This is a genomic window from Streptomyces sp. NPDC005374 (assembly GCF_042872225.1).
GTDB lineage: Bacteria > Actinomycetota > Actinomycetes > Streptomycetales > Streptomycetaceae > Streptomyces.
This window is the reverse complement of record NZ_JBIAKA010000030.1, coordinates 31,401-47,576: the sequence shown is the minus strand read 5'-3', so window position 1 is coordinate 47,576 and position 16,176 is coordinate 31,401. Positions and strand designations below refer to the sequence as shown.

The 16,176-nt window shown below is 72.6% G+C and carries 13 protein-coding genes and 1 pseudogene; 10 read left to right on the top strand and 4 right to left on the bottom strand.

What is annotated here, in order from left to right; genetic code table 11:
- The first annotated feature begins 278 nt into the window (after positions 1 to 278).
- Entirely contained in the window at positions 279 to 2,330 is a 2,052-nt protein-coding gene (gene fusA, locus ACFYRX_RS45005; protein ID WP_389113012.1) for an elongation factor G, read from the top strand.
- A 54-nt stretch (positions 2,331 to 2,384) separates the two neighbouring features.
- Here the strand turns inward: fusA and ACFYRX_RS45000 are convergent, their stop codons facing one another.
- Positions 2,385 to 2,777: an SCO5389 family protein gene (locus ACFYRX_RS45000; protein ID WP_389113010.1), complete on the bottom strand. Its 393-nt coding sequence runs from the start codon at positions 2,775 to 2,777 to the stop codon at positions 2,385 to 2,387.
- Between the two features lie 36 nt (positions 2,778 to 2,813).
- Positions 2,814 to 3,770, bottom strand: a complete 957-nt coding sequence (locus tag ACFYRX_RS44995) for an ATP-binding protein (protein WP_389113009.1) — start codon at positions 3,768 to 3,770, stop codon at positions 2,814 to 2,816.
- A gap of 116 nt (positions 3,771 to 3,886) precedes the next feature.
- Between ACFYRX_RS44995 and ACFYRX_RS44990 the strand changes: the two genes are divergently transcribed.
- From ACFYRX_RS44990 to ACFYRX_RS44975, 4 genes are read left to right on the top strand one after another with little or no spacing between them, the layout of a single operon-like run.
- Positions 3,887 to 4,423 carry a GNAT family N-acetyltransferase gene (locus ACFYRX_RS44990; protein ID WP_389113007.1) on the top strand — a complete coding sequence of 179 codons (537 nt, stop codon included), beginning with the start codon at positions 3,887 to 3,889 and terminating at the stop codon, positions 4,421 to 4,423.
- Complete coding sequence (locus tag ACFYRX_RS44985) at positions 4,420 to 5,925, top strand: ABC transporter substrate-binding protein (RefSeq protein WP_389113005.1); 1,506 nt, start codon at positions 4,420 to 4,422, stop codon at positions 5,923 to 5,925. Before ACFYRX_RS44990 ends, ACFYRX_RS44985 begins: the two co-directional genes overlap by 4 nt.
- A 3-nt stretch (positions 5,926 to 5,928) precedes the next feature.
- Positions 5,929 to 7,725, top strand: a complete 1,797-nt coding sequence (locus tag ACFYRX_RS44980; protein ID WP_389113004.1) for an ABC transporter permease subunit — start codon at positions 5,929 to 5,931, stop codon at positions 7,723 to 7,725.
- Positions 7,722 to 8,936, top strand: coding sequence for an MDR family MFS transporter (locus ACFYRX_RS44975; protein ID WP_389113002.1), 1,215 nt, complete (start codon positions 7,722 to 7,724; stop codon positions 8,934 to 8,936). The genes ACFYRX_RS44980 and ACFYRX_RS44975 overlap by 4 nt, the downstream gene beginning before the upstream one ends.
- Before the next feature lie 627 nt (positions 8,937 to 9,563).
- On the opposite strand, the gene ACFYRX_RS44970 is transcribed toward ACFYRX_RS44975, so the two are convergent.
- Complete coding sequence (locus tag ACFYRX_RS44970; RefSeq protein ID WP_389113001.1) at positions 9,564 to 10,361, bottom strand: CDP-alcohol phosphatidyltransferase family protein; 798 nt, start codon at positions 10,359 to 10,361, stop codon at positions 9,564 to 9,566.
- A 121-nt stretch (positions 10,362 to 10,482) separates the two neighbouring features.
- Between ACFYRX_RS44970 and ACFYRX_RS44965 the strand changes: the two genes are divergently transcribed.
- From ACFYRX_RS44965 to ACFYRX_RS44945, 5 genes are all read left to right on the top strand, one after another.
- Complete coding sequence (locus ACFYRX_RS44965; protein WP_389112999.1) at positions 10,483 to 11,463, top strand: zinc-binding alcohol dehydrogenase; 981 nt, start codon at positions 10,483 to 10,485, stop codon at positions 11,461 to 11,463.
- Positions 11,464 to 11,579: 116 nt separating this feature from the next.
- Positions 11,580 to 11,978 carry a 6-pyruvoyl tetrahydropterin synthase family protein gene (locus ACFYRX_RS44960; protein WP_389112997.1) on the top strand — a complete coding sequence of 133 codons (399 nt, stop codon included), beginning with the start codon at positions 11,580 to 11,582 and terminating at the stop codon, positions 11,976 to 11,978.
- Positions 11,979 to 11,983: 5 nt separating this feature from the next.
- Positions 11,984 to 13,159, top strand: coding sequence for a glycosyltransferase family 4 protein (locus tag ACFYRX_RS44955; RefSeq protein ID WP_389113057.1), 1,176 nt, complete (start codon positions 11,984 to 11,986; stop codon positions 13,157 to 13,159).
- Positions 13,156 to 14,163, top strand: a complete 1,008-nt coding sequence (locus tag ACFYRX_RS44950; protein ID WP_389112996.1) for a trans-aconitate methyltransferase — start codon at positions 13,156 to 13,158, stop codon at positions 14,161 to 14,163. Before ACFYRX_RS44955 ends, ACFYRX_RS44950 begins: the two co-directional genes overlap by 4 nt.
- Entirely contained in the window at positions 14,160 to 15,536 is a 1,377-nt protein-coding gene (locus ACFYRX_RS44945) for a lysylphosphatidylglycerol synthase transmembrane domain-containing protein (RefSeq protein WP_389112994.1), read from the top strand. Before ACFYRX_RS44950 ends, ACFYRX_RS44945 begins: the two co-directional genes overlap by 4 nt.
- On the opposite strand, the pseudogene ACFYRX_RS44940 reads toward ACFYRX_RS44945, so the two are convergent.
- Positions 15,509 to 16,168: pseudogene (locus ACFYRX_RS44940) on the bottom strand (creatininase family protein); the annotation flags it as partial. The gene ACFYRX_RS44945 and the pseudogene ACFYRX_RS44940 sit on opposite strands and share 28 nt — an antisense overlap.
- Between the last annotated feature and the right edge of the window lie 8 nt (positions 16,169 to 16,176).

Sequence of the window (16,176 nt, the reverse complement as noted above, 5' to 3'; positions counted from 1 at the left end):
GGGCCGGCTCCCTACACTCGCCATGACCGGGAACGACGAGTGAGGGGAGTACGGCCATGTGTGTGCGCACCGCTGTCGCCGTTCCCCGGACGTCGTACGACGTGATCCTCGTGTCCCCGCCCCTCCGGTGCCCGCTGCGCGGCCGGCACCGGATGCCCGTGACGTCCGCCTGACCGGTCGGTCACCGCCGAGGCACGCACTTCTGACGTGCCGTCATGCCGACGTTCCACGGGTCATCGCGCCGCCCTGTCATCACACCACCCGAAAGGCCCCGGGCCGTGCGCACCACCGATCACCCCAACCCGCTCGCCGTCGTCCGCAACCTCGGCATCCTCGCCCACGTCGATGCCGGCAAGACCACCGTCACCGAGCGGATCCTGTTCGCCACCGGAACCACGCACAAGCGCGGCGAGGTCCACGACGGCACCACCGTCACCGACTTCGACCCGCAGGAGCGGGACCGCGGGATCACCATCTTCGCGGCGGCCGTGAGCTGCGCGTGGGACGGGCACCGCATCAACCTGATCGACACCCCCGGGCACGTCGACTTCGCCGACGAGGTCGAACGCTCGCTGCGGGTGCTCGACGGGGCGGTCGCGGTGTTCGACGCGGTCGCGGGCGTGGAGCCGCAGAGCGAGTCGGTGTGGCGGCAGGCCGACCGGCACGGCGTGCCCAGGATCGCGTTCGTCAACAAGCTGGACCGCGCGGGCGCCGACCTGGACACGGCCGTCGAGTCGATCCGGCGGCGGCTGCATCCGGCCCCGCTGGTCGTGCAGTTGCCCATCGGCAGCGAGGACGGCTTCACCGGTGTCGTCGACCTGATCCGGATGCGGGCACTGACCTGGACCGACGGCGGCGAGACGGCCGAGGAAGGGCCCGTGCCGGAGGGTCTGCGCGAGGAGGCCCTGCGGCGTCGCCGGGCTCTGGAGGAGGCCGTCGCCGAACGGCACCCGGCCGCACTTGAGGAGTTCTGCGACCGGGAGACGCTCTCGGCACGGACACTCACCGCAGCCCTGCGGGACCTCACCCGCAGTGGCGACGGCGTGGTCGTCCTGTGCGGTTCGGCCTACCGCAACCGCGGGATCGAGCCGTTGCTGGACGCGACGGTGGCCTACCTGCCGTCGCCGCTCGACGTGCCCCCCGTGCACGGCACGCACGAGGGCGAGCACCGGGAACGGCAGGCCGATCCGTCGGCGCCCTTCGCGGCGCTGGCGTTCAAGGTGAACGCCACCCCGACGGGACGGCTCACGTACGTACGCGTGTATTCGGGAACGATCCAGAAGGGAGACACCGTGTGGAACGCGGGCACGCGGCGCACCGAACGCGTCGGCCGCATCCTGCGCGTACAGGCCGACAGACACGCCCAGTTGGACTGTGCGGTCGCCGGCGACATCGTCGCTGTCGTGGGGCTGAAGTCGGCCCGCGCGGGTTCGACCCTGTGCGCCCCGGACGCCCCGCTCGTGCTCGAACCGCCCAGCGTGGCCGAACCGGTCGTGTCCGTGGCGGTCGAGGCCCAACGGTCCGTCGACACGGACCGGTTGGCCTCGGCGCTGTCCCGGCTGGCGGAGGAGGACCCGTCACTGGTCGTCCGCACCGACGCCGAGACCGGCCAGACCCTGCTGTCGGGCATGGGTGAACTGCATCTGGAGGTCGCGGTGGAGAAGGTGCGACGGGAACAGGACCTTGCACTCAACGTAGGCCGTCCGAGGGTGAGTTACCGGGAGACGGTCGGGCGCGGGGTCTCCGGTCTCGTCTTCCGGCACGTCAAACAGGACGGCGGGGCGGGCCAGTTCGCGCACGTGGTGCTCGATGTCGAACCGGCGGAGGAGGGCTTCGAGTTCCGTTCGACGGTGATCGGCGGGCGCGTCCCGCAGGAGTACGTCCGGGCGGTCGAGGCAGGCTGCCGGGACGCGCTGTCCGAGGGGCCGCTCGGCGGGCACCCGGTGACCGGGCTGCGCGTCACCCTCACCGACGGGGCGATCCATGTGAAGGACTCCTCGGACACGGCCTTCCGTACGGCGGGCCGGTTCGGCCTCCGGGAGGCACTGCGCGCCTGCGCGATGGTGCTCCTGGAGCCGGTCGTCGAGGTCACGGTCACCGTGCCCGAGGATGCCGTCGGCGGCGTCCTCGGTGACCTCGCCGCGCGCCGGGGCCGGGTCTCCGGCTCGGTCACGCGGGGCGCCACTGCGGTAGTGACGGCGACCGTGCCGCTGTCCGAACTCTTCGGATACGCAACGAGGTTGCGCAGCCGGACCCAGGGCCGCGGCACCTTCACGGCCCGCCCGACGGGCTACGCACCGGCTTCGGCCGAGGCGACGGCCCGGCGGTGACGAGCGTGTGGCTCTCCCCGCCGGGGAGGGCCACCCGCTCGCGCCGGGGCCGGTTCAGCAGTCCCGGAACTCCGGCGACTGGTTCAGCACCTGTGAGCGAAGCGACGTGAAGCGCGCGTACGTCTCGCCGGTGACGGACTCCGGGCGGAAGGCCGCCACCCGGTGGCAGTTCTGGAAGGCCAGGGCCACGCCGAAGTGGCGTTCCAGGCTGCCCCGGATGGCGTCGCTGGCGAGGGCGCGCAGGAGCTGGCCGCGCTCCTTCTCCGACGGGGGAGGGGTCTGGTTGTCGGTGAACTCGGCGATTCCGCCCTTGAGTTCGGTGGCGAGGCCGGCGATCAGGTCGTAGGCGTAGGGGAGGGAGGTGCGGACCGTGTCCACGAAGTCCTCCTCGCGGATGGCGCCCTGTTCGGCTTCGGCGAGGAGCTTCGGGGAGACGTCGAGAGACATGTGCTGCGGTTCCTGTCTGTCAGAGAGGGGCGGGGGTCAGTCGAGGGAGGCGGGGCCCGGTACGTAGTCCGGGTCCACCTGGGAGGTCAGATCGAGGCCGGTCGCCTCGTTCGCCCACGAGCGGGCGTTGCGCAGATGGAACTCGACCGCGTGGTGGTGGAGGGTCGGCCAGTCCCGGACGTGGGCGTCGACCGTCTCGCGCAGGATCGTCAGGGCGTGCCGGTTGTGGGATTCCAGCGACTCCAGGTCGCCGTCGGTGCGCCCCTGTTCGGCGGCGCGTACCCACGGCGAGTGGACCAGGTGGGTCAACAGGTCGTCGCCCACGTGTTCCTTGAGGAAGAGCAGGTCGTCCTCGCCGGTCACCTTGTTGCCGACCACGGCGATCCGGATCCCGAACTCGCGGGCGTGGTCCCGGTACTGGCGGTAGACCGAGACGCCCTTGCGGGTGGGTTCGGCCACCAGGAAGGTCATGTCGAAGCGGGTGAACAGGCCCGAGGCGAAGGCGTCCGCGCCGGCCGTCATGTCGACCACGACGTACTCGCCGGGACCGTCGACCAGGTGGTTGAGGTACAGCTCCACTCCGCCGAGTTTGGAGTGGTAGCAGGCCACGCCGAGGTCGTTCTCGTCGAACTCGCCCGTCACCATCAGCGCCACGTCACCCACCCGGCGGACGTGGCGGGTGTGCAGTTCGTCGTCGCCCAGCAGTCTCAGCAGACGTGAACCCCGGCCCGGCGGTGTGGTCTTGATCATCGCCTCGCGGGAGGGGATGCGCGGGTTGGTGCCGCGCAGGAAGTCCTTGATGCCGGCCACGTGCGCGCCCAGCGCGGGAGCACCGAGGTCCCCGCCGTCGTGGCCCAGCGCCTCGGCGAGGTGCTGGTTGATGTCGCCGTCCACGGCCAGCACCGGTGCGCCGGAACGGGCCAGATGGCGGGAGAAGAGCGCCGACAGCGTGGTCTTGCCGCTGCCGCCCTTGCCGACGAACGCGATGCGCACTACCGCTCCATCTTTTTGAAAATGGATGTCATGTCGGTAGGTTGTATGGCGTGCCGACGATCACTGTCAAATCACCCCGCGATCAAGCCTTCCCTCTTAATGCATATGATGCGCAAGTGCGTAACTACAGCATCAGGGTGGCCGGCCAGGACGACCTCGAAGGTGCGCGAGCCGTGATGCTCGACACCGTCTACCGCGACTTCGGAACCGGGTACGTGCCCCGCTGGCACGGCGACATCATCGACCCGGCCGCCGCCTATCTCGTCCCGGCCCGCCACACCCTCCTCGTCGCCCTGGACCCGGACGAACGGGCCGTCGTGGCCACCGCCGCCCTCGACTCCCGCGGCCCCGCCCACCCGCCCAACCCCCGCGAACTCGCCGAGAGCTACCCCTCCGGCATCACCGCGCAACTGCGCCGGATCTACGTCCGCCCGGACCACCGCAGGCGCGGCCTCGCCCGCCGCATGGTCGGCGAGCTCCTCGCCTTCGCGGCCGCGGACGGCGGCTACCGGTCCGTCTATCTGCACACCGACCCGACGGTCCCCGGCGCCGAACCCTTCTGGCGCTCCATCGGCAAGGTCGTGCACGACGAGCGCGAGTCCACCGGCGGCGCGAGCAGCGTCGTCCACTTCGAGATACCGATAGGCCGATGACCACCGTGCGACGCCGTCACCTGCTTGGCTCCCTGCTGCTGGCCCCGCTCCTCACCGCCTGCTTCGCCTCCCAAGGCGGCGACTCCGAAGACGGCGGTTCCGAGGGCAACGCGAACGAGGGGTCCCGCCTCCGCGTGGCCCTCGCCTTCCCGCCCACCGAGAACCTCTCGCCGTACGGCGCCGACGCCACCCTCCTCAGCCGCCTCGGCGTCACCGAGGGCCTGACCGCCCTCGACGCCAACGGCGCCGCCGCCCCCGCGCTCGCCGAGTCCTGGCGCCGCGAGAACGACCGCACCTGGCTGTTCACCCTTCGCGAGGCCACCTTCCAGGACGGTTCCGAGGTCACCTCCGCCGCGGTCGCCGCCGCCCTCACCCACGCCACCGGGGCCAAGCCCGCCCCGGCGGCGCTCTCCGGCGTCACGCTGAGCGCCAAGGCGCAGGGCGACGCCGTACGCATCACCACGAAGACCGCCGATCCCGTCCTGCCGCTCCGGCTGTCCAGCCCCAACCTCGCCGTGTTCGCCCCCAAGGCCTACACCAAGGGCGAAGTGGATCCCGTCGGCACCGCCTCCGGGCCCTTCGAGCTGACGAAGGTCACCGGCTCCACCTCCGCCGCCCTCGACCGCTTCGACGACTACTGGGGCGGACAGGCCCAGGCCCCGGGCATCGACGCCCGCTTCATCGCCGACGGCACCGCCCGCGCCAACGCCTTGCGCACCAACCAGGTCGACATCGCGGAGGCGATCCCCGTCGCCCAGGCAGCCACGCTCGACAGGGCCACTCTCAAGGAGACCGCGACCACCCGCACCACCAGTCTTCAACTCAACACGGAGTCCGGGCCGTTCAAGGACCCGAAGATGCGCGCCGCCGCCCGCGAGGCCGTCGACGGCTCGGCCCTCGTCAAGGGCGTCTTCGAGGGGTACGCCGATCCCGGCGCCGGTATCTACGGCCCGGCCGTGACCTGGGCCGACGGCAAACGCGTACAGCCCACCGGACGCGCGACCGCCGCCGAGCCGAACGGCACCGCCGTCACCCTCGCCACCTACGACAACCGGCCCGAACTCCCCGAGGTCGCCCAGGTCCTCCAACAGCAGCTCCAGAAGGCCGGGTTCAAGGTCACCCTGCAGGTCCGTGAGTACTCGCGGCTCGAAAGCGACGCGCTCGACGGGAAGTTCGACGCGTTCATCGGCGCCCGCAACAGCCTCGTCGACACCGGCGACCCCGTCGGCGTGCTCGCCAGTGACTACACCTGCGACGGCGGTTACAACCTCGCCCAGCTGTGCGACAAGAAGGTCGACCGGGCGGTCGCCGAGGCCGACGCCGTGGCCGACACCGATGAGCGGCAGGACGCGGTCATGCGCGCCGAAGCGGCGATCCTGGGCACCGACGCCGTGGTCCCGCTGGCCCACCAGGCGATCATCGTCGGCGTCTCCACCGACGTGCGGGGTGTGGTCCTCGACCCGTACGAGCGGACCCTGGTCGGCACCGGAACGCGACGCTGATCCATGCGGCACCGCGTGGCCACCCTGCTGTGGCGGATCCTGCTCGCGTCGGCCCTGGTGTGCGGCATCGGCCTGCTGCCCTGGCTGTCCCGGACCGACCCGGCACTCACCGTGCTCAAGGCCCGCTCGGCGGACCGTGATCCCACACCTCGGGTGCTGGCCGACATCCGGGCCCAACTAGGCCTGGACGAAGGCCCCTTGCACCTGCTCGGCCAGTGGCTCGGCGGGCTGCCGCGCGGGGACGCGGGCCGGTCCTGGCTGAACGGCGCGGAGGTCACTCCGGCCGTCGTCCAGGCGCTCGGGGTGTCCCTCCTGCTGGTGGCGGTGGCCCTCGTGGTCGCCGCGGCCACCGCCGCCCTGGTGTGCGCCCGCACCCTGTGGCTCGGCGCGCACCGGGGTCTCGACGGGCGACGGACCGGCGGCGGCGCCTCGGCGATGCTGGCCGCGCTGCCCGAGTTCCTCACCGCCTCCGTGCTCGCCACCGTCATCGGCGTACAGCTCGGCTGGCTGCCCGCCCTCGGCTGGTACGGCCCCCGGTGGACGGTCCTGCCCGCCCTCGCCCTCGGCCTGCCCGCCGGGGCCGTGCTCGGCCGCCTCCTCGACGACCTGCTGCCCGGCGCCTTCGCCGAACCCTGGGCGCAGGCCGCGGAGGCCCGCGGACTGCGGGGCCGTTCCATCGCGGCCAAGGCGGTCCGCCGCTGCGTCCCCGCGCTGCTGCCCAACCTGGGCCTGTTCGTCGTGGGCCTCACGGCCGGATCCGTCGCCGTGGAGCAGATCTACGACATCCCGGGCCTCGGCCGCACCACCCTACAGGCCGCCCTCGCGCAGGACCTGCCCGTGCTCCAGGCGGGCACCCTCGCCCTCCTGCTCCTCGCGGTCACCGCCACCGCCCTCGCGGCCCTCGCCGTCCGCCTCCTGGTCGGCCCGGCCCTGCGCGACGGCGCCCTGGACTCCCTGCACCGGCCCGGACGCTCCACCCGCAGCGCCCTGCCTCTGGTGTACGGCGGCCTCCTGACCGCCGCCGTTGCGCCCGGCCTGCTCCGCGACCCACTCGCCCTGGACACCGAAGCCCGGCTCCAACCCCCCTCCTGGGCCCACCCGTTCGGCACCGACGCACTCGGCCGGGACCTGCTCGCCCGGGTCGGACACGGAGCCCTCGACACGCTGCTGGTCGCCCTCGCCATCAGCGTCACCGCACTGGTGGTCGGCGTCCTGCTCGGTCTGCTGCCCCGGCTGTCCGGGCCGCTCGTCGACACCGTCAACGCCGTACCGCCGGTGCTCGCCGCACTGCTCGTCACCGCCGTCGCCGGGAGCGGGGCCGGCACGCCCGCGATCGCCGTGGCCACCGTCTCCTGGGCGGCGCTCGCCGCACACACCTCCTCGCTGCTCCGGCAGGAACAGGCCACGCTGCATGTGACGGCCACCCGAGGCCTGGGCGCGAGCCGCTGGTACCTCCTGCGACACGAATTGCTGCCCGCGATCCTGCCGCCCGTCACCCGGCACGCCCTGCTGCGCCTGCCCGGCGTCGCCCTGGCCCTCGCCTCCCTCGGCTTCCTGGGCCTCGGCACCCAGCCGCCCTCCCCGGAGTGGGGCCTGCTCCTCGCCGAGAACCAGCCCTACGCCGAACGCGCCCCCTGGGCCGTTCTCGCCCCCGCCGCCGCCCTCGCCCTGCTGGGCGCGCTGGCGGTGAGTTCGGCGGGCGGGGTGCGGTGGCCGCGACGGCGCGCGCGACGTCGCACGACCACGGCGGGGCGTTCCGAACTGCCCCTGCGAGCCCGAGACATGGTGGAGGCCGGATGACGTCCACGCCGGTCGAACTGCGGAGGAACACCCGGCTCTCACCGCTGCTGCGGCTGCTGATCCTCACCCAACTCGCCTTCAACATCGGCTTCTTCGCCGTGCTGCCCTTCCTGTCCGAACACCTGGGGCAGGCCGTGGGCATGGCGGGCTGGCTGGTCGGGTTCGTGCTGGGGCTGCGGACCTTCAGCCAACAGGGGTTGTTCGTGGTGGGCGGGGCGCTCTCCGACCGGTACGGGATCCGGCCGGTCGTCCTCACCGGCTGCGCGCTGCGGATCGCCGGGTTCGCCTGGCTCGGGTACGCCGAACAGACCTGGACGGTCATCGGGGCCGTCCTGCTCATCGGGTTCGCGGCCGCCCTGTTCTCACCGGCCGTGGAGTCCGAGGTCGCACGGCAGGCGGTCGTCCACGAGGCGGCGGGAGGTGGCCAACGCACCCGCGTGCTCGCGCTGTTCACCGTCGCCGGGCAGGCCGGGGCGTTCGTGGGCCCGCTGCTCGGCGCACTGCTGCTGTCGGTGGACTTCCGAGCCGTGTGTCTGGCGGGCGCCGGGATCTTCGTGCTCGTTCTCGCCGGGCACGCCTGGCTGCTGCCGCAGCACATCCCGGGGCGGCAACATGTCCGACTCGGCGGCGGCTTGGGGGTGCTGCTCCGCAACCGGAGCTTCCTCGCGCTGTGTTGCGCGTACGGCGCCTACCTCCTCGCCTACAACCAGCTCTACCTCGCCCTTCCCGACGAGGTGGAACGCGCGACCGGTTCGCAGTCGGCGCTGGCCTGGCTGTTCGCCCTGTCCTCCCTGCTGGTGGTGACCGCTCAACTCCCCGTCACCCGCTGGGTCGGCTCCAGACTGTCGCTGCGCCGGTCCATGGTGGCCGGACTGCTGCTGATCGGCGCCGGGTTCGCGGTCGTCGCCCTCGCCCGCCCCGCCAACTGGACCGGAACGACAGGACTGTTGCCCTCGGCCTGCTTCGTCGTGCTGCTCACCTTCGGCCAGATGCTCGTCGCGCCGGTGGCCCGGGCGTGGGTGCCCGATCTCGCGGAGGAGGGCCGACTCGGCCTGTACACCGGGGCGCTGTCCTCGGTGTCCGGGCTGATCGTCCTGATCGGCAGCTCGGTCACCGGCTCCCTGCTGGCCGGCACGCTGCCGCCCGCGGTGCCCTGGCTGGCCCTGTCCGCCGTACCGCTCACCGCGGTGTGGCTGCTGCCGCGGCGCTAGAAACCCGTTCGTGGCGTGATGCCCGTGACGGCAGGACCCGCTGGTGGACTGGAGTGCCGCAGCTGTCGGGCCTTGCTGGTGGGGCTTGGGTGCCGTGGCGTTGCGAGCGTGGCTGTGGCGTTGGGTGCCGGGGCGTGGGGACTTGTTGCTGGGCCTGGCTGGCTGGGCGGTTGGCCCTGTCGGTGGGCTCGGGTGCCGTGGCCTCGGGAATGTGCGGGTGGTGTCAGGTGCAGGGGCGAGCGACGGCGAACTTGCCGGTGGCGTCGGGTGCTGTGGCGTAGGAGCTAGGTGCTGGGCCTGGTTGCCTGGGCCTGCTGGTGGGCTCGGGTGCCGCAGTGGTGGATGCCTGTGGGAGGCGTCGGGTGCGGGCTGTCGCAACTGGCCGGTGGGCTCGGGTGCCGTGGTGTTGTGCGCCTGGCGGTGGCGTCCGGTGGCGGGGCGTAGGAGCCTGTTGCTGTGCCTGGTTGCCCGCTCCCGCAGGACTGCGGCCCCTGCCGAGGACGTGATCGCCGACCACGTGGTACGCGGTGAGGGCGTCGTCCGGGAGGCAGGGCCCGTGCCGTCGACTTCACCTCATGCCCGGACCCGCTGTAAGGGCGGCGGGAGTCGACGGTGCGCCGCAGGGCGTCAGGAGGCCACCGCCTCCGGCTCCCGCTCCCGTTCCGCCGCCACGAACTCCAGCTCCAGCAGCTCGCCCACCGCGGCCTCGTCCGCCCGGTGCGTGCGCCACAGCCACAGGATGTCCCGGCCGAACGACCAGACCAGCGTGGAGAGGGCCAGGGCCACCACCCCGAAGGTCGCGGTGAACGGCAGGTACCCGGACGCGGCCACCAGCAGCAGGATCCCCTGGAGCGCGGCCACCGTCTTGCGGGCCATGCTCGGCGGCAGCGGGGCGTTGAGCCAAGACCAGGCGCGGGCCGCGGCGACGAAGCCGTAGCGCATGCCGCCGATCAGCAGGACCCACGGCCCCTGGGACATCGACACGTACACGCTGAGCACCAGGATCAGGAACGCGTCGACCTCCATGTCGAACCGCGCGCCCAGCGGCGTCGAGGTGCCCGTCGCGCGGGCCACCTTGCCGTCGACGCCGTCGAGGATCAGGGCCACCGCGGTCAGGCCCACGAACAGCGTCACCGGCGGGGAGTCCTGGTAGGAGTCCGCGACCAGCGCGGTGACGCCGCCGACCAGGGTCGCCCGGCCCAGGGTCACCCGGTTGGCCGGTCCGAACGAGCACGGCCGGGTGCGGTGCAGCGCCCTGGAGAGCACGGCCCAGGTGGCGACGGCGAAGGCGAGGCCGGTCAGCCAGCCCGCCGGCCCCATGCCGATCGCCGTGCCGAGCAGGGCCAGCAACAGGATCTGCAGACCCGCTCCCACAGCGGTCTCCTGCTGAACCAGCCTTGCGTCGTAAGTGTTGTTCAGGGCCACCGCAGATTCCTCCGGCCAGATGACAGAGTCGATCAAGGCCACGTACTGTGCGCGGCCTGTGCACATCTCGGTACGTGAACGAGGTACGTGCCCGAGTTCCCGATCGTTCAGGAGGTTCTCGATGAAGGCCGCAGCGCGTGCGTTCTGGATCCGCTCTCCGGGTGAGGGCGAGACACGGGAAGTCACCCTTCCGGCCCCCCGCGAGGACGAGGTGCTGGTCCGCTCGCTGTACTCCGGGGTCAGCCGGGGCACGGAGACACTCGTGTTCCGCGGCGGAGTGCCCGAGAGCCAGCACGCGGCCATGCGGGCACCGTTCCAGGAGGGCGACTTCCCCGGGCCCGTGAAGTACGGCTACCTCAGCGTCGGAGAGGTGGAGCAGGGGCCCGCACACCTGGTCGGCCGTACGGTGTTCTGTCTGTACCCGCATCAGACGCGGTACGTAGTCCCGGCGAGCGCCGTGACGGTCGTACCGGACGACGTACCCGCCGCACGGGCCGTCCTCGCCGGCACCGTCGAGACCGCCGTGAACGCCCTCTGGGACGCGGCCCCCCTGATCGGCGACCGGATCGCGGTGGTCGGCGGCGGCATGGTCGGCAGTTCGGTGGCCGCGCTGCTGGCCCGCTTCCCGGGCGTCCGCGTCCAGTTGGTGGACGCCGACCCCGCCCGCGCCAAGACCGCCGAGGCCCTCGGCGTCGGCTTCGCGGCTCCCGGGGACGCCCTCGGCGACTGCGACCTCGTCGTCCACGCCAGCGCCACCGAACAGGGCCTCGCCCGCGCGCTGGAACTCCTCAGCCCCGAGGGCACGGTCGTCGAACTGAGCTGGTACGGCGACCGGAAGGTCAGTCTGCCGCTCGGCGAGGCATTCCACTCCCGGCGGCTCGTCATCCGCAGCAGCCAGGTCGGCACCGTGTCCCCGGCCCGCGCGGGCCGCAGTTACGGCGACCGGCTCGCCCTCGCGCTGAAGCTGCTCGCCGATCCGGCGCTCGACGCCCTCATCACAGGGGAAAGCGCGTTCGAGGAACTGCCCGGGGTGATGCCGAAGCTGGCCAGTGGTGAGATTCCGGCCCTCTGTCACCTCGTGAGGTACGACAAGAGCGCCTGACCTGAGAAAAGAGTGAGAGATCGCTGAACGGGGGGAGACGAAGGGCCGTACTACACGGCATCCCCCGGCAGGGATCAGCCGGAGGACCAGACGCGCCGCACCTGGAGGGTCGTCCGTTGTTCAGCATCACCGTCCGCGATCACATCATGATCGCCCACAGCTTCCGCGGCGACGTCTTCGGACCCGCGCAGCGCCTTCACGGAGCGACGTTCCTGGTGGACGCCACGTTCCGGCGCGAACAGCTGGACGACGACAACATCGTCGTCGACATCGGACTCGCCACGCAGGAACTGGGTGCCGTAGTCAGCGAGCTGAACTACAGAAACCTCGACAACGAACCCGACTTCGCCGGAGTCAACACCTCCACGGAGTTCCTGGCGAAGGTCATCGCCGACCGGCTCGCCGAGCGCATCGAGAAGGGCGGTCTCGGCGAGGGCGCCAGGGGCCTCGCGGGCCTGACCGTCACCCTGCACGAGTCGCATGTCGCCTGGGCGAGTTACGAGCGTGCCCTGTGACCGACATGACCACCGGGCGGACGGCCACGCTCGACTACGTGCCCGTGCAGCACGCCGCCCTCAAGAAGGCCGAGATCATCCCGATGTCCCTGCGGTCCGTGCACTTCGTGATGCCGGGCGGAGTGGACGACCCCACCGCGCCGAGCGGCGGCAACGCCTACGACCGGCGGGTCTGCCTGGACCTGCCGGGCTTCGGCTGGCAGGTCGAGCGGCACGCCGTGGCCGGCAGCTGGCCCCGCCCGGGAGCCGCCGCCCGCACCGAACTCGCCCGCACCCTGAGCGACCTGCCCGACGACACCGTCGTCCTGATCGACGGCCTGGTCGCCTGCGGGGTCCCCGAGATCATCGTTCCCGAGGCGGAACGGCTGCGTCTCGCCGTCCTCGTCCACCTGCCCCTCGGCGACGAGAGGGGACTCGAACCCGGGCTCGCCCTCGCGCTGGACGCCAAGGAGCGCGAGGTGCTGCGGGCCGTGCCCGCCGTCATCGCCACCAGCGACTGGGCCGTACGGCGTCTCGTCTCGCACCACGGCCTCGCCCCCGAGCGGGTCCACGCCGCCACCCCGGGTGCCGACATCGCGCCCCTCGCCTCCGGCACCGACGGCGTCTCCCGGCTGCTGTGCGTGGCCGCGGTGACGCCCCGCAAGGGACAGCACCGGCTGATCGAGGCACTGGCCGGGGCGAAGGACCTGCCGTGGAGCTGCGTGTGCGTCGGCGGGATCACCCAGGATCCCGAGTACGTCGCCGGTCTGCGGATGCTCATCCAGAAGTACGGCCTCCAGGACCGCCTGCACCTCGCGGGACCGCAGGCCGGGGCCCAGCTCGACGCCAGCTACGCCGCCGCCGACCTGATGGTCCTCACCTCCTACGCCGAGACCTACGGCATGGCGGTCACCGAGGCCCTCGCCCGCGGCATCCCGGTGCTGGCCACCGACGTCGGCGGGCTGCCCGAAGCCCTCGGACGCGCCCCCGACGGCGGCGTGCCCGGCATCCTCGTCCCGCCGGAGGACCCCGCCGCCCTCGCCGCGGAACTGCGCGGCTGGTTCGGCGAGGCGGACGTACGACGCCGGCTGAAGGCGGCTGCCAGGGGCCGGCGGGCCGCCCTGGACGGCTGGGCGACCACGGCACGCAGCCTGGCCGGAGTACTCGGCCGACTCCCGAGCGAGCCCTGGAGGGCGGCATGAGGAAGACGGCGACGAAGCAGAGCGGGAAGATCCCGGCCCAGCCGGGACCGCGGGAGGTGCTGTCGGTGAAGCCTGGTATGCCGTCCGACACGGAATCGGTCATTCCCGGTGCGGGCCCCAGTGTCCGCCCCGGCGAGCGTCCCACCGTACGGCTGCGGGACGCGGGGCCCGACGACGCTCCCCGCTACGCCCCCGAGTGGCTGGAGCTGCGCGAGGGGCCCGACGCGGCGGCGCGGGCGGGGGACCTGCTCGACCCGCTGCGGATCCGGCTGGCCAACCTGCCCGGGAAGACCGGGCTGGTCATCCACGACCTGGGCTGCGGCACCGGCTCGATGGGCCGCTGGCTGGCGTCCCGCCTTGACGGCCCTCAGCACTGGGTCCTGCACGACCGGGACCCCTACCTCCTGCACTTCGCTGCCGTCGCCTCCCCGCGCGCCGCCGCCGACGGCAGCCGGGTCACCGTCGAGACCCGTCGCGGTGACGTCGGCCTGCTCACCCCGGACGCCCTCGCCGGCGCGTCCCTGGTGACGGCCTCCGCCCTCTTGGACGTCCTCACCCGCCAGGAGATCGAGACGCTCGCCGCGGCCTGCACGGGAGCCGGGGTACCGGCCCTGCTCACCCTGTCCGTGGCGGGCCGGGTCGAACTGAGCCCGTCCGACCCGCTCGACGACGAGATCGCCGAGGCGTTCAACGCGCACCAGCGGCGCGGCGGCCTGCTCGGCCCGGACGCCGTCACCGTCGCCTGCGAGGCCTTCTCCGAGCGGGGCGCGACGGTACGGCTGCACCCGAGCGCCTGGCGCCTGGGCTCCGCCGACGCCGCGCTCACCACGCAGTGGCTGCGCGGCTGGGTCGGCGCGGCCGTCGAGGAGCGCCCCGAGCTGAAGGAACGCGCCGAGCGCTACCTCAGCGACCGCCTGGAAGCCTGCCGCGCGGGCGAGTTGAACGTCGTCGTCCACCACAGCGACCTGCTGGCGCTGTCCCGTCCGACGGGCGGAGCGTCATGAGCGTGGAGACGGTGCGGCCGGGCCTGCCGGTCCGGCGGCCCGCCGCGGTGGTCGAGCCCGCCACGCCCTCCCAGCGGGCCCTCACCCTGCGGGCCGAGGTGCTCCACACGCGGGACGACCTGCTCGCGGCGCGTACGGAGGCCCTGGTGGCCAGGGCCGAACTGCTCGCCGCCGCCGGTCACTCCGTCACGGACCTCACCGAAGCCGCCGTCTCCCACGACCGGATCGGCGTGATCGTGACCGCGGCCCGGCCTCGCCCCGCACAGACGCCCAGGTGGCGCACCGCACTGCGCGCGGTCCTCAACTCCCGCGCCCTGCGCACCCACTTCGGCACCGTCGCCGGTGTCGCCATCCTCGCTCTGCTGCTGTGGCGCCTGGGCACCGGAGTCTTCCTGGACGGGCTGCGCCGGATCGACGGCACCGCCCTGCTGGCGGCCCTCGTGATCGGCGTCGTCACCACGGTGCTGAGCGCCTGGCGTTGGCAGTTGGTGGCCCGCGGACTGCGCATCCGGCTGCCGCTCGGCGTGGCCGTGGCCGACTACTACCGTGCCCTGTTCCTCAATGCGGCCCTGCCCGGCGGTGTCCTCGGCGACGTGCACCGCGCGGTGCGGCACGGGCAGAGCGCGGGCGACATGGGCCGCGGGGTGCGGGCGGTCGTCCTCGAACGGGTCGCGGGTCAGATCGCGCTGGCACTGTTCGGCGGGGTCGTCCTGCTCACGATGGACTCCCCGGTACTGGGCGAGGCCCGTCAACTCGCCCCGGTCGTGGGCCTCGCCGCCTTGGGTGCCCTCGCCGTCGTCGTGGCCGTGCGGATGAACCGGGCTCCGTCCTCGTCCCGCCGGGGCCGGGCCCTGCGCGCGGCCCTCGGTGAGGCGCGCGAGGGACTCCTGTCCCGCCGCAACTGGCCCGGAGTCGCGCTCTCGTCGGCCGTCGTGCTGGCCGGCCACCTCGGGATGTTCGTGCTGGCGGCCCGTATCGCGGGCTCCGCCGCCTCCGTCGCCGTACTGCTGCCGCTGGCCGTGCTCGCCCTGCTCGCCATGGGACTGCCGCTGAACATCGGCGGCTTCGGCCCCCGGGAGGGCGTCACCGCCTGGGCGTTCGCCGCCATGGGCCTCGGCGCCGGCGCCGGCCTCGCGACCGCGATCGTGTACGGCGTCCTCAGCTTCGTGGCGAGTCTGCCGGGCGCCGTCGTCCTGGTCGTGCGCTGGTACCAGGGACTGCGGCGCCCGGCGACCGCCTACTCGGACTCGGCGGCGGATTCCGTGAGCATCGAGAAATACGCTCCGAAGGACGCCGCGAAGCTTTCCAGCAACGCTTTCCCTTTTTCCGCGGAGCCCAGCGAAGGGCGCCCGATGACACCGGAATCGGTGTAAGCGGACATGCCGAGGGTGAGGAGATGACGACGGTCGTCCGCGACGAAATCGGAGGTCTCGTAACCGGGTCGGACACATTCCGGGTGGGCGTGCAGAAGAATGGAGGTCTCGATTTCTCCCGCATGCATGTCGGTCAGCAGCGAGGTGACCACTCCCGCCTCCTGGCGGGCGGCCTCCCAGTCCTCCCCGGCCGGGAACAGCGCCATCCGCTCCCCGCGGGCGGACGCCTCCTGGACGACGTTGCCCAGCACGTAGTTGCCGCCGTGTCCGTTGACCACGACCAGGGCCTCGACGCCGGAGCGGCGCAGCGAGGCCGCGATGTCCCGTACCACCGAGTGAAGGGTGACGGAGGAGATGCTGACGGTCCCCGGCCAGGCCGCGTGCTCGTGCGAGCAGGCGATCGTCACCGGCGGAAGGAGGTGCACCGGGTATGCCGCGGCGATCTCGCGCGCGATGGCACAGGCGACGAGCGTGTCGGTCCCCAGGGGAAGGTACGGACCGTGTTGTTCGAAGCTCCCGACCGGAAGGACGGCGACCTGTGTTGAGACGCCCGCCCCCCGCGTCCGTACGTCTTCCGTAGTGTCCGTCGGCAACAGACCGTACGCCGCCGACGCTATGTCCGAACCGCTCATCTTTTCAC